The following is a 13,472-nucleotide window of genomic DNA, read 5'->3' on the forward strand; positions in this document are numbered from 1 at the left end:
AAGAATTCAGGCCCGGTGCCGCTTTCGACATCTTCGCAAGGATCCCATCCGAGCGATGAAGCCGAAAAGAACGGCAGGCCGCTTTCGGGGCGCATGAAGACCGGCATGACGCTTTTCGCCTTGGCCGGCATCGCGCTCGCCACGGCGCTCATTCTGTATTTCGGCTCGGCGCAAGTCGGCGAAGCCTTTTTGACCGCCGGCTGGCGCGGTCTTGCGGCGATGACGGGCGTATATTTCGCTTCACTTATCTTGTGCGCGCTGGCCTGGCGCTGCCTCATCATCGAGCCGCATCGAAACGCGACCTTGTTGTGCCACTGGGCGCGCCTGTTGCGGGACAGCGTCGCGAACATTCTTGCGGTTGTACCGGCTGCCGGTGAAGTCGTCGCTGCCCGCGAACTTTCGATCTATGGCCTCAGCCCAGGCGCGGCCGGCGCGACGACCGTCGTCGATTTGACGATGGAGATCGTCAGCTTGATTCTCTTCGCGCTCGTGGGTCTCGCCATTCTAAGCTGGCAGCAACCGGGCGAAAGCATCGCATGGTGGTCGCTCGGCGCGCTTGCGGTCTCGGCTGTCGCGATGGCGGGCTTCATAGCAGCACAAAGAGGCGGGCTTTTTCGTTTCCTCGAGACCCTAGCCGACCGGCTCGGGCTGACGGCGCCCTGGAGCGAGCCTGATCAATCGCGCAGCATCCATGCCGGTATCAATGACATCTATCACGCTCCGAGCCGGCCTATCTCGTCGGCGGGTCTGCACTTCGTCGCCTGGATCGTCGGATCGGGCGAGGCGTGGCTGGCGCTGTCGTTCATGGGGCATCCGCTCGACTTCAGCGATGTCCTCGTGATCGAGAGCCTTCTGTTGTCCCTTCGGATGGCGGTTTTCGTACCTTGGGCCGCCGGCGTGCAAGAAGGCGGCTACGTCGCGCTCGGAGCGCTCTTTGGCCTCGGCCCCGACATCGCCCTCGGGTTGTCACTTTTGAAGCGGGCCAGGGAAGTTCTGACCGGCGTGCCCTGCCTACTTGTCTGGCAGGCACTTGAAACGCGACGCTTATGGCGCGCCTCGCGCCGATGAGAAAGAGGCGGCGCGCGCAAAGCGTCTAGCCGCGCACGCGACCACGGCCGCGCGCATCGCCCAGTTTATTCAGCTGCAGCGCGTCGCAAACCGTCTCGACAATTCCAGGTGCCGTGAGGCCGGCGTGCTGGTACATCGTTTCGGGTTTGTCCTGATCGACGAAAATGTCAGGCATGACTTTGGCACGCACCTTGAGACCGTGATCGAGTAGACCGTTTTCGGCCAAATAGTGCAGCACGTGACTGCCAAAGCCGCCGACCGACCCTTCTTCGATGGTAACGAGTACCTCGTGATTTTGGGCAAGCTGACGGATCAAATCCGTATCAAGCGGCTTCATGAAGCGCGCGTCCGCCACGGTCGCGGAAAAGCCCAGCGCCGCAAGCTGGTCGGCGGCTTTCAACGTCTCTGCCAGACGCGTTCCGAGTGACAGCAACGCGACCGTCGTGCCTTGACGCAAAACGCGGCCTTTGCCGATCGGCAGAGGCACGCCAACCTTGGGAAGCGCAACGCCTGTTCCTTCTCCGCGCGGATAGCGGACGGCGCTCGGACGATCGTCGATAGCGGCCGCCGTGGCGACCATGTGCACCAGCTCGGCTTCGTCCGATGCCGCCATGATGACGAAATTCGGTAAGCAGCCGAGGTAAGCCAGATCGAACGATCCCGCGTGTGTCGGACCATCGGCACCAACGAAGCCGGCACGGTCGATGGCGAATCTGACCGGCAGGTTCTGGATCGCGACATCGTGCACAACCTGGTCGTAGCCGCGTTGCAGAAACGTCGAATAGATCGCGGCGAACGGCTTCATGCCTTCGGTCGCGAGCCCCGCGGCAAACGTCACGGCATGCTGTTCGGCGATGCCGACGTCAAATGTTCGATCGGGAAATTCACGACCAAAAATATCGAGACCCGTTCCGTCGGGCATGGCGGCCGTGATTGCGACGATCTTCGGATCTTTCCTGGCTTCGGCAGCGAGGCTGTCGGCGAAGACGCGCGTGTATGACGGCAGTGTCGTCTGAGGTTTCGCCTGCACGCCCGTTACGACGTTGAACTTGGCAACGCCGTGATATTTGTCCGGCGAGGCTTCGGCGGGCGCATAGCCCTTGCCCTTCTGCGTCACGACGTGGACGAGAATCGGGCCGCGCTTGGCATCGCGGACATTCTTCAGTACCGGCAGCAACTGACCGAGGTCATGTCCGTCGATCGGGCCGACATAGTAGAAGCCGAGTTCTTCGAACCAAGCTCCACCTTGCCAAAGGTGCCGCGTATACTCTTCAACGCGCGCCGCGCGGCGTTCCCAGCTCTTTGGCAAACGCTTTGCAAGCTGCTTTGCGATATCGCGAACGTAGAAATATGAGCCGCTCGATGTGATGCGGGCGAGATACGACGACATGGCGCCCGTCGGCGGCGCAATCGACATGTCGTTGTCGTTCAAAATGACGATCAGCCGTTCGTCGCGCGCGCCGGCGTTGTTCATCGCTTCGTAGGCCATGCCGGCGCTCATGGCGCCATCACCGATGACGCAGACGACGTTGTTGCTGCCGCCGCTGAGATTGCGCGCCACGGCCATGCCGAGGCCGGCGGAAATCGACGTTGAAGAGTGGGCTGCGCCGAAAGGATCGTAGTCGCTCTCAGTGCGCTTGGTAAAACCGGAAAGGCCGTTAGCCTGGCGAAGCGTCCGAATACGATCGCGACGTCCGGTGAGGATTTTGTGCGGGTAGGTCTGGTGGCTGACGTCCCAAATCAACCGATCCTTTGGCGTATCGAAGAGATAGTGCAGAGCGACCGTCAATTCGACGACACCGAGACCGGCGCCGAGATGGCCGCCCGTCACGGATACGGCGTCGATTGTTTCGGTTCGCAGTTCTGCCGCAAGGCGTGGAAGTTCAGCTTCAGGCAGCCGCCGGAGATCGTCTGGATTTTCGATTCGATCCAGCAGCGGCGTCTTGGATGACCGAGACACGACTGCATCCATAGATTGGACTCCCCCTGAATTCAGTCTCCTCCTGTAGTTATGGACCTACAGGCGAGGCCGAAAAACGAAACAAGCACATCTCCGAGGACTCTGCGGGGAAGTGTTGCAGTGCAGCCTCACTACATGCCATACAGCCGCGTAAACATTGGCTAAATAATGCCATCGTGTCCTCACACTAAGGTCCACCGAACCGTCAACGGTTCGCCGGTTTATGTTTTCCAAAAAGCGAAGCAGGGAGGCGGCCTATGGCTCCGATCAAGAAATCATTTGCTATGGGCGTCGTCGCACGTGCGCTGATTGCAGCGTGCATCTGCGCGTTTTCGGGCGCCGCAGCGCTAGCCGCCGGAACGCCGGAGAAAACGATCGACGCCTTGAATGCAAAGCTTCTCGATACAATGAAGCAAGCGCAGCAGCTCGGTGTGCAGGGGCGTTTCAACGCGCTGGCACCTGTGCTCGCGAAGACCTACGATATCGCCTCGATGTCGCGGATGGCCGTCGGACAGAGCTGGGAAACACTGCAACCCGAACAACAAGCAGCCGTAACCGATGCATTCGGGCGCATGATGTTCGCGACTTACGCCAAGCGTTTCGATGGCTTTTCCGGCGAGTCGTTCCAGATTGTCGGAATTGCCGAGCGTGCGCCGGCCGACAAGATGGTCCACACGCAGATCGTGCAAAGCAACGGCAAGCCGGTCGCGATCAATTATCTGATGCGGAAAACGGGACCGGACTGGAAAGTCGTCGACGTTTATCTCGATGGCACCATCAGCGAGCTCGCCAGTCGTCGGGCGGAGTTCACATCAATCATGAGAGCGGGCGGACCGGATGCGCTGATCGCCTCGTTGCGCAAGCAGGGCGACAGGCTGCTCGCGGGGCGCTGAGCGGCCTTACTCTGCCGGGCTCGCAGGTGCGGGAGAGGGCGGACCGATGACCACGACCGTGCCGCCACGCTGTGTGTAACTCGACACGACCGGCGCCGTGGCTTCGACAATCGCCTTAGCGGGCTGGCGTTGCGGCAGCATGGTCGGCGAGGAAACCAGTACCGTCACGGGCTCTATGGCATTCGGATCGGGGGGCACCGGCTCGCCCGTCAATGCGCTCGTATTCAGCGCTTCCTGAAGCTCGGCTTGGCGTTTCTGATCGGTCACGCTCTTGAGCATCGTGTAGAAGTCAATCGAACTCTCTTCGAGAGTTTGCATGTCTTCGGCTTTGCTCAGCTTGGTCAGCGGACTTGTCACGGTTCCGGCCGTGCCTACGGCGTTGGCCATCGACGCATATTGCACCGGGACCAAAGCGCCAGACAGTCCAGCGGGGAGTTCGGCTGCAAACTCGACAACGCCGCCGATCGCGTCTCTGACGTTCGTGGGGCCAATGATCGGCAAAACGGTGTAGCTAGTGTCGCGATATCCCCAGACGTAAAGCGTTTGGCCGAAGTCGCCGGATTGAGCGTTCATTCCTTGCGCTGTCGCGACGTCGAAGAGACCGCCGAGGCCAATCGTTGTGTTAACGGCGAAGCGGCCGAGAGTTGTGGCGGCCGCCTTCAGTCGCAGTTGTAAAATGTTGTTGGCGAAGACCATCGGCTCGGAGAGATTTGCCGCAAACGCGGCAACCCGGTCGCGCACGTCTTCCGGTATGCCGTTGTAGGCCTTGGCGACCGGATAAAGGACGGCGTGGTTGAATTTCTGATTGCTCTCGAAAACCGAGCGATTGTACTGCTCGTTCGGATCAGCGATCGCCCGCGGCTCTTCAGTTTTTTCGGGCGAAGCGAGATATTGAGCTGGCGGCAATGAGGGTGCCGTACCGGCGCAGGCCGACAGGCCCACGCCGACCAAAATACAGCCGGCCAGATTGACGATAGCGCGAACCTTCACGTGCCGAACTTCCCCCGTTGCTGACCCCCACAAGTCAGCTTTTCAGATCTATCGCCGTTCCTAGCCGAAGGCTAGCTTCGCGCACGGCCTGACGGCGAACGCTCACCTCTCGAAGACGGAAAGTAATCCCAGAATGACGACTTGTCTGTGGCTTGTTTGCACCCTTGTCGCCATTATCGGTAGCGTTTACGCGGTGTTGGCGGGTGTGTTGACGAGCAAATTCGCCGGCCAACCGCTGCCCCTGCCGCAGAAAGCCGAAGACGTCACGCTACTGAAGCCGCTTTATGGCGCCGAAACTGCGCTGGAGCAAAACCTTGCGTCATTTTGCGCACAGGACTATGCGGCGAACGTCGAACTCGTATGCGGCGTACAGGACGCCGCCGATCCGGCGATCAAAGTTGTCGAAAATCTCCGCGCCCAATTTCCGAATCACGCGATCAAGCTCGCCGTGGCGCTGAGCCGGAGCTGCGGAAACCCCAAAATCTCAAATATTCTCAGTATGTTTCCGCTCGCACAGCACGACGTCATCGTTCTCAGCGACAGCGACATGCGCGTTGATCGCAATTACGTCCGAGACGTCGTCGCTACCTTGCAGCAACCCGAAGTTGGCCTGGTGACGTGCCTCTATCGTGGGCATGCCGTCGGCGGAATTTGGTCGCGACTCGCAGCCGCCGCCGTCGACCACCACTTCCTGCCGAGCGTCTTGGTGGGACTTCGATTCGGACTCGCGCGGCCCTGTTTCGGATCGACGATCGCGCTACGCAGGGAGACCTTAAAGCGAATCGGCGGTTTCGAATCGGTTGCCGATACCCTTGCCGACGATTACGCGATCGGTGAGGCCGTCAGGCGGCTTGGGCTAAAAATCGCCATACCCGCATTCACCGTCGACCACACGTTTTCGGAGCGCACGTTACCGCAAGTCCTTGCCCATGAACTCCGTTGGGCACGCACGATTCGCCTTGTCGATCCCAAGGGTTACGCGGGTTCAATCGTCACGCATCCGTTGCCTTTCGCAATCGCCGCGCTGCTATTGAGTGGCTTCAGCGCCATAGGGCTGATCATCCTGGCAACGACCCTTGCCTGTCGCGTCTTCGTTCCGATACAAGTTGAACGCCTCCCGGGCGGGGGCCAAAGTTCTGTTTGGCTCAGTCCCTTGCGAGACTTGCTAAGTTTCGCCGTGTTCGTTGCTAGCTTTGTGCCCGGGGCGGTTGATTGGCGGGGGCGTCGCTACCGCGTTGGCTCCGATGGATCTGTCACACCGGTTTGAAAGGCGCCCTATGCGCACGCTCTTTTTGCAGGCTCCATCCTTTGACGGCTACGACGGCGGCGCCGGCGCGCGCTACCAGATGAAGCGCGAAGTGCGCTCGTTCTGGTATCCGACTTGGCTGGCGCAGCCCGCGGCACTCGTCGAAGGCTCCAAGCTGATCGACGCGCCGCCGCATAATCTCTCGTTCAAGGACATCGAAGGCGATATCCGCGGCAAAGACCTGATCGTGCTGCACACGTCTTCGCCGTCTTTCAAGTCGGACGTGAAGACGGCCGAGATGATCAAGGAAATTAATCCGAGCGCGAAAATCGGTTTCATCGGCGCCAAGGTTGCCGTGGAACCGGAGAAAGCGTTCATCTCGACAACGGCCATCGACTTCGTCGCGCGCAACGAGTTTGATTTCACCATCAAAGAGGTCGCCGACGGACGCGACTGGGCGAACGTGAAAGGCATCTCCTATCGCAACTCCGAAGGCGTCGTCGTCCATAATGTCGATCGCGAAATCTTGCACAATATGGACGATCTGCCGTTCGTGACGCCGGTCTACAAGCGCGATCTCGACATCACCAAATATTTCGGCGGCTATCTGAAACACCCGTACGTTTCTTTCTATACGGGCAGGGGCTGCAAATCTCGCTGCACCTTCTGCCTCTGGCCGCAGACGGTTGGCGGTCACAACTATCGCGTCCGTTCGATCGAGCATGTGATCGAGGAAGTGAAGTACGTGAAGGAAGCCTTGCCGCAGGTGAAGGAGATCTTCTTCGACGACGACACGCTGACCGACAACCTGCCGCGTGTCGAAGCGCTGGCGAAGGAGCTGGGCAAACTCGGCGTCGTCTGGTCGTGCAACGCCAAAGCCAACGTGCCGCGCAAGACGCTCGAAGTTCTGAAAGACAACGGCCTGCGTCTGCTGCTCGTCGGATACGAATCTGGCAATCAGAAAATTCTTCACAACATCAAGAAGGGCCTGCTGGTCGACGTCGCCAAGCGGTTTTCCAAGGACTGCCGCGAGCTCGGCATCGTTATTCACGGCACCTTCATCCTGGGCCTGCCGGGCGAGACACATGAGACGATCAAGGAGACGCTGGAGTTCGCCAAGGAAGTAAACCCGCATACGATCCAGGTATCTCTTGCGGCGCCCTATCCGGGTACCTTCCTTTACAAACAGGCGAAGGAAAACGGCTGGTTCGCCGAAGATACCGATCTTCTAACCGACGACGGCACGCAGATCGCGCCGCTGAACTATCCGCATCTCGGCCATACGGAAATCTTCAATTCGGTCGAAGACTTTTACAAGAAATTCTATTTCCGGCCGTCGAAGATCGCGTCCATTGTCGGCGAGATGATTACCTCACCGGAAATGATGAAGCGCCGTTTGCGCGAGGGCGTGGAATTCTTCCAATTCCTGCGCAACCGCGAAGAAGCGTAAGCACGCCGGTTCATGCCGGCGGCTTATCCTGGCTAGATGCTTGCCGCGGCGGGCCCATCAAAATCGGCTGAAACAGCACGGCCGCGGCGAGCGTCGTAACGAGCGACAGCGCCAGTAATTCGCCCATGCTCGACGTTCCGGGATGGCTCGAGAGCCATAGACTGCCGAAGGCCGTCGCGGTCGTCATGGCGCTGAAAATGACGGCGCGTGTCAGCGGCGACGCGAGCAGGCTCGTTTCTCCCTGCCGCCAGGCAAGCACGTAATAGATTTTGAAAGCCACGCCGACGCCGAGCAGGACCGGCAGCGCAATGATATTAGCGAAATTCAACGGCAGCCCGATCAGCACGCAGATTTCGAGTGTTACGACGCCCGCGAGTAGCAGCGGCACGAGCGTCAGCAGCACGTCGCTGACGCGGCGCAGCGCCACGAACAGAATGATCGTGATCGATATCAGCGCCAGTGCGCCGGCCTGGATGAAAGAACGGACGACCGTTCGGGCCGATTCCTGAATGAGAATCGGAACACCGGTTGCCTCGGGAGCGACAGCGAGCACCGCCGACGCAAAGCGTCTCAGATTGCCGTTGTCGTTGCCATCGCCCTTCGGCCCGACCTCTATTCTGGCTCTGCCATCGTGCGCAATCCAATCGGACACGACTTCAGGCGGCAAAGTCTTGATCGTCACCGGCTCGGCCTTCAGCGCAGCACGGATCTGCTCGATGCGCAGTTTCAGGCCATCCAAAAGAGCGCGCTCGACCGTCGACCTGACTTCGGGCGTAGCCTCCGCGAGTTTTCGCAGCACGTAGGCCATGCGGTCGGCAAGAGGCGAGCCGCCACCCTTCGACTTGGCCGCCTCGAATGCCGTTGCGGCGTCGTTCAGCGATGTTTGGGTGTCTTCGTCCGACGCCTTCGGGTCCGCGTCCGGAGGCTCGATGGTCGGTCCGATCAGCTCGGCTGCATCCCGGATCAACGCCAATTTTTCTTGCTGCTGCTCAGGCACGAAGCTCGTGAGAGTCACCGTGCGCGACACCTCTGGAAGAAGGTCAATCTTCGCCGCCAAAGCGTCGGCATCGGCGAGAGATGGCTGCAAAATCGCGATCGTGTTGGGGGCCGTGAGCGGGTCTTTCATCAGATCGTTGAATGTCGAAACCGATTCGACTTTGGCGCTGCGCAGATTGATCGGGTTGAAATCGAATTCGAGGCGGCCGAGAAGGGGCAACCCGGAGGCGACGCCAATGGCCGTAATCGCCAGAATGAGGCGGCGATGACGCGCCATGAACCGGTCAACCGGAGCCAGCATGCGATAGCCGACGTCGCGCGGTTCGCCGGGCGGTTTCAGCAGCACCAGAAGCGCCGGCAGAAAGGTGATGCTCATTAGAAAGGCGATGATCATGCCGGTTCCGGCGATGAGGCCGAGTTCCGACACGCCTTTGTAGGCGGTCGGCAGAAACGCATAAAAGCCCGCGGCCGTAGCAGCGGCGGCCAGGGCCAAGGGCTTCCCCGCATTGCGGCCAGCGGCTATCAGCGCGTCGCGTAAAGCGTCTTTGTCGTGCCGTTCCTGTCGATATCGCACCGAAAACTGAATGCCGAAATCGACGCCAATGCCGACGAACAAAACCGCGAAGGCGATCGAGATGAGGTTGAGCGCTCCGACCAGCGCCAGACCCACGGCTGCCGTCATAGCGAGTCCGGCGAAAAGCCCGACGAGAACCGCGAAGATGATGCGCCCCGAACGCAACGCCAGCCACAAGATGAGCAGCACGGCGCCGATCGTCAAACAGGCGTTGAGCAATGCTCCTTCGGCGACGGTGCCGAATTCCTCATCAGCCATCGGTACGGAACCGGTGAGGCGCACGCGCACGCCATTATCGGGCGTAAGTTCCAACGTCCGCGCGGTGCTGCGGATCAATTCGGACGCTTCGGCACCCGGCTGCAAATCACCGTAATCGAGAACGGGCTTCACCTCGATGAAGCGACGCAGATCGGCCGGATGAGGCTTTTCGCCGGTCAACAACTCGCCCCACGAGAACGCCGTCGATTTTCCGGCCGTAAGATCGCCGATGGCGTCGGCAAGCACGGTCAGCGGCTTTTCGAAATCCTTCCAGGTGCTCCGTCCTTCATTGATACCCAATGGAATGAAGCTCAGCGCCTTGGCCAATCCGTTGAGCGTCGGGTCGGCGGACAACGTGCCGAGCACGGGCTGTGCCCTGATCAGGCTTTCCGTCGTTTGCCGAACCTCGTCGAGCGACAGGTAGAGGAGGCCGTTGTTCTCGAAGAACGCGCCGCCGTCGCGCCGCCGCACGATTTCAAAAAGTTTCGGCTTGGCTTTCGACAGCGCCGTCGAAAGATCCCGAGCGGCTTTCTCGGCAATTTCCGGAGTTATGCCATCGATGACGACATTGATGGTGTCGGTATGCTGTGGAAAAGCGGCATCGAACTGCCGCTCGCGTTGCCGCCAGTCGAGATCCGGAGAGATAAGCTGGCTTGTATCGGTCGTAATGGCAAAATTGGCGCCGACGTAGGCGACCGCGCCTGCGGTCAGCAAAAGCCCCAAAACGATCGTCAGCCACGGGAATCTCAATGCAGCGCTGACGATCTTCGCAACCACGCGTTCGATCATCTCGTCACCGGAACGCGGCGTTTTCGATGTCGAAGATCGAGATTGTTAATGAGCATCCTGCGCCAGACTCATGTTAGCCGCGAGATAGGAATGCGGCGGTCGTTTGCGGACTTTCGTAACCGGCTCTTCAATCCGTCGGGATAGCAAGTCCAAGTGAAATGTGTTGCTTTTCTGACACGTTACGAAGGACCCATGCAGATCGCGACGCTGGCGACGATGCATATCCAAAAATTTAGCGCGTAAAGTCGAGAGCGAAAAAGAAGCAGGTCCAGGAACGGCGCGCATCGACGCGAGCGGTCCGGACACGTCGAAGTTGGATCACTCGATCCTGCGGCCGCGTGCCGGCAGAACGGGGGTTTCTGCATGAAGCTGATTTTGGCGCAGCCGCGCGGTTTTTGCGCTGGTGTCGTCCGCGCAATCGACATCGTCGAACGGGCACTCGCCAAGCACGAGGCGCCCGTCTACGTGCGCCATGAGATCGTGCACAATCGCTATGTCGTCGAAAATCTGAAAGCCAAGGGCGCCCGCTTCGTCGAGGAGCTTGCCGACGTTCCAGCCGGGGCGACGACGATCTTCAGCGCGCACGGCGTATCACGAGCCGTCGAAGCCGATGCCGCATCGCGCAGGCTCAACGTTCTCGATGCCACGTGTCCCCTCGTCACCAAAGTCCACAACCAGGGACAGCGCTATTCCGACCTGGGCCGCACGGTCATTCTGATCGGGCACGCGGGTCATGTGGAAGTCGAAGGCACGCTCGGACGGATCTCCGGACCCGTTCATCTCGTCGAAGATCGCGACGACGTCGAGCGGCTGGATCTGGCGGATGATACGCCGATCGCTTACGTCACGCAGACGACGCTTAGCGTCGACGATACGCGAGCGACGATCGAAGCCATCAAAGGCCGGTTCAGCGATGTCATCGGGCCCGAAACCCGCGACATCTGCTACGCGACGCAGAACCGGCAAACAGCCGTCAGGAAACTGTGCCAGCACGTCGAACTGCTTCTGGTGGTGGGTGCCGCCAACAGTTCCAATTCGAACCGGTTGCGCGAGATCGGAGCCGAATGCGGCATTCCGAGCTATCTCGTCGCAGACGGGCGCGATATCGACTCGGAATGGCTTGCCGGGAAACACACGATCGGCATAACAGCAGGGGCTTCGGCACCGGATGTCCTTGTGGACGACGTAATTGCTGCGTTAGCTAAACTCGAGCCGATCGAAATCGAGGCCCTGCAAGGCATCGAGGAAAAGATAACGTTCCGTCTGCCGCCTGAATTGCTCGAAGTTTCGTGATGCAGATCAGGCCGGTTCGAGCGTCGTAATTGGGGGAACCTACCGGGTGGGAATTCCATTAAATCAAGCGCTGTCGATCGGGGCCTATGTGGTGGGACAACACCTTAGGGGCCGTAAGCGCTATCCGCTCGTGTTGATGCTCGAGCCGCTCTTTCGCTGCAACCTCGCGTGCGCGGGCTGCGGCAAGATCGATTATCCCGACAAGATTCTCAATCAGCGCATTTCGGTCGCCGACGCTTTGCATTCAATGGACGAATGCGGCGCGCCCGTCGTCGTCCTCGCCGGCGGCGAACCGCTACTTCACAAGGAACTCCCCGAGATCGTCACCGGGGCGCTGGCCAAAGGAAAATTCGTTACCGTCTGCACAAACGCGCTGCTGCTGGAAAAAAAGATCGATCTTTACAAACCGCACAGCCGCTTCAACTGGTCGATCCATCTCGATGGCGACAAGGACATGCACGACAAGTCGGTCAATCAAAAAGGCGTCTACGACCGGGCCCTCGAAGCCATTGCAACCGCCAAGGCGAAAGGCTTCCGCGTCAATATCAATTGCACCTTATTCAGCGATGCCGAGCCTGAGCGCGTCGCGAAATTTCTCGACGACGTCAAGGCGCTCGGCATCGGTGGCATTACGATTTCGCCGGGATACGCCTACGAGCGGGCACCCGATCAGCAGCACTTCCTCAATCGCACAAAGACGAAGCAACTCTTCCGCGATATTCTGAAACGCGGGCGAGGTGGCCGCGCCTGGCCGTTCTTCCAGTCCGCCCTATTCCTTGATTTCCTCGCCGGCAATCAGACCTATCACTGCACGCCGTGGGGCAACCCGACGCGCACAGTGTTCGGTTGGCAGCGGCCCTGCTATCTGCTCGGAGAAGGTTACGCCAAGACCTTCAAAGAGCTGATGGAGGATACGGATTGGGATAAGTACGGCACCGGCAATTATGAGAAGTGTGCCGATTGCATGGTTCATTCCGGCTTTGAAGCCACCGCTGTCATGGATGCAGTCAAGCGCCCCTGGAAGATTGCGGCGGTGACGCTGAAGGGCGTCAAGACGGATGGCCCGATGGCACCTGACATTCCGCTCGATCGCCAGCGGCCAGCAGAGTTCGTGTTCTCGCGGCACGTCGAGCACAAGCTAGCCGAGATCAGTGAAGCCGAGGCCCGGGCCAAGAAGCCTGTGGCAGCGGAATAGTTCGATCATCGCACGGCGAGCTGCTATAGCCGCGCGGATCAAATCCGGCAGCTGGCTGGGCTCGGAGCGCAATGATTTGATGACGGCAATGATGTCGGGCGAACCGTCCGGCTTCAGGCCGTGGATGGCGGCAGGCGGCAGCCGCTGATGGGCAGGATCGGCGATAACGCGTAAGACTGCGAACGGCACCTGCCGATCAGCTGCGATGCGCGCCGCGACGTGGCTTTCCATATCGGCCGCGATGGCGCCCGTCTCATCGAACAAGAGCTTCTTTGCTGCTGGATTTGCGACGACGCTCTGACAACCGGCGATCGCACCGAGTTCCGCGTCGGGCAAACATCCGGCGATGCGCTTTGTCCAGGCCGCGTCTGCCAAATAGGAACGTCCACCGTGAACAACCGACGTTCCGACGACACAAGTTCCGGATTTCAAGTCTGCCCGCAACCCGCCGGCGATGCCGAAGCTGATGATGCCGCGCACGCCGTCGGCAATTAGCCCTTCGATCAAAGACGCGAGGCGTGTTGCATCGCCGCCTGACGCGACAGCTATGACGCCTTTAGAATGCTCCGCAATTCGCGCTTCCGCAGCAAGGCCTGTCGCGGCGATCACCAAACCCACGGACCGCACTGGCGTTACATCCCGACCAGAACCGATTTGGTGTTTGCGGCTTTGAGATTGCGATAGCGCGCCAAGGCCCACATCGGAAAAAATTTCGCATAGCCGTGATAGCGAAGATAAAAGACGCGCGGAAAGCCGGTCG

At 59.9% G+C, this 13,472-nt stretch carries 11 protein-coding genes; 6 read left to right on the plus strand and 5 right to left on the minus strand.

The genetic code is table 11. From position 1 onward, the window contains the following. The coding region (locus VN623_RS13270) for a lysylphosphatidylglycerol synthase domain-containing protein (RefSeq protein WP_325571664.1) at positions 1-1,068 on the plus strand (1,068 nt) is incomplete at its 5' end. 25 nt (positions 1,069-1,093) lie between these two features. Here the strand turns inward: VN623_RS13270 and dxs are convergent. Next, complete coding sequence (gene dxs / locus VN623_RS13275) at positions 1,094-3,040, minus strand: 1-deoxy-D-xylulose-5-phosphate synthase (RefSeq protein ID WP_325571666.1); 1,947 nt, start codon at positions 3,038-3,040, stop codon at positions 1,094-1,096. Between the two features lie 245 nt (positions 3,041-3,285). Here dxs and VN623_RS13280 point away from each other — a divergent pair, with 245 nt between their 5' ends. Beyond that, on the plus strand, positions 3,286-3,921 hold the full coding sequence (locus VN623_RS13280) for an ABC transporter substrate-binding protein (RefSeq protein ID WP_325571668.1): 636 nt from the start codon (positions 3,286-3,288) through the stop codon (positions 3,919-3,921). Between the two features lie 6 nt (positions 3,922-3,927). Here the strand turns inward: VN623_RS13280 and VN623_RS13285 are convergent, their stop codons facing one another. After that, a complete protein-coding gene (locus VN623_RS13285) occupies positions 3,928-4,911 on the minus strand; it encodes a VacJ family lipoprotein (RefSeq protein WP_325571670.1) in 984 nt (327 codons plus the stop codon). A gap of 133 nt (positions 4,912-5,044) precedes the next feature. Here VN623_RS13285 and hpnI point away from each other — a divergent pair, with 133 nt between their 5' ends. Next, positions 5,045-6,178, plus strand: coding sequence for a bacteriohopanetetrol glucosamine biosynthesis glycosyltransferase HpnI (gene hpnI / locus VN623_RS13290; protein ID WP_325571672.1), 1,134 nt, complete (start codon positions 5,045-5,047; stop codon positions 6,176-6,178). Between the two features lie 10 nt (positions 6,179-6,188). Then, entirely contained in the window at positions 6,189-7,607 is a 1,419-nt protein-coding gene (gene hpnJ / locus VN623_RS13295) for a hopanoid biosynthesis associated radical SAM protein HpnJ (RefSeq protein WP_325571674.1), read from the plus strand. A 10-nt stretch (positions 7,608-7,617) separates the two neighbouring features. Here the strand turns inward: hpnJ and VN623_RS13300 are convergent, their stop codons facing one another. Next, positions 7,618-10,224, minus strand: coding sequence for an MMPL family transporter (locus VN623_RS13300; protein ID WP_325571676.1), 2,607 nt, complete (start codon positions 10,222-10,224; stop codon positions 7,618-7,620). A 363-nt stretch (positions 10,225-10,587) separates the two neighbouring features. On the opposite strand from VN623_RS13300, the gene ispH reads away from it, so the two are divergent. Beyond that, positions 10,588-11,517 carry a 4-hydroxy-3-methylbut-2-enyl diphosphate reductase gene (gene ispH / locus VN623_RS13305; RefSeq protein ID WP_325571678.1) on the plus strand — a complete coding sequence of 310 codons (930 nt, stop codon included), beginning with the start codon at positions 10,588-10,590 and terminating at the stop codon, positions 11,515-11,517. Between the two features lie 46 nt (positions 11,518-11,563). Beyond that, positions 11,564-12,712 (plus strand): adenosyl-hopene transferase HpnH, encoded by a 1,149-nt coding sequence (gene hpnH, locus VN623_RS13310; protein WP_325571679.1) that lies wholly within the window; start codon positions 11,564-11,566, stop codon positions 12,710-12,712. Here the strand turns inward: hpnH and VN623_RS13315 are convergent. Further along, positions 12,656-13,339, minus strand: coding sequence for a phosphorylase (locus tag VN623_RS13315; RefSeq protein ID WP_325571681.1), 684 nt, complete (start codon positions 13,337-13,339; stop codon positions 12,656-12,658). The genes hpnH and VN623_RS13315 overlap by 57 nt on opposite strands. A 5-nt stretch (positions 13,340-13,344) precedes the next feature. After that, the coding region (locus VN623_RS13320; RefSeq protein ID WP_325571683.1) for a hypothetical protein at positions 13,345-13,472 on the minus strand (128 nt) is incomplete at its 5' end.

Source organism: Hyphomicrobium sp., from assembly GCF_035572195.1.
In the GTDB taxonomy this organism is placed as follows: Bacteria; Pseudomonadota; Alphaproteobacteria; order Rhizobiales; family Hyphomicrobiaceae; genus Hyphomicrobium_B.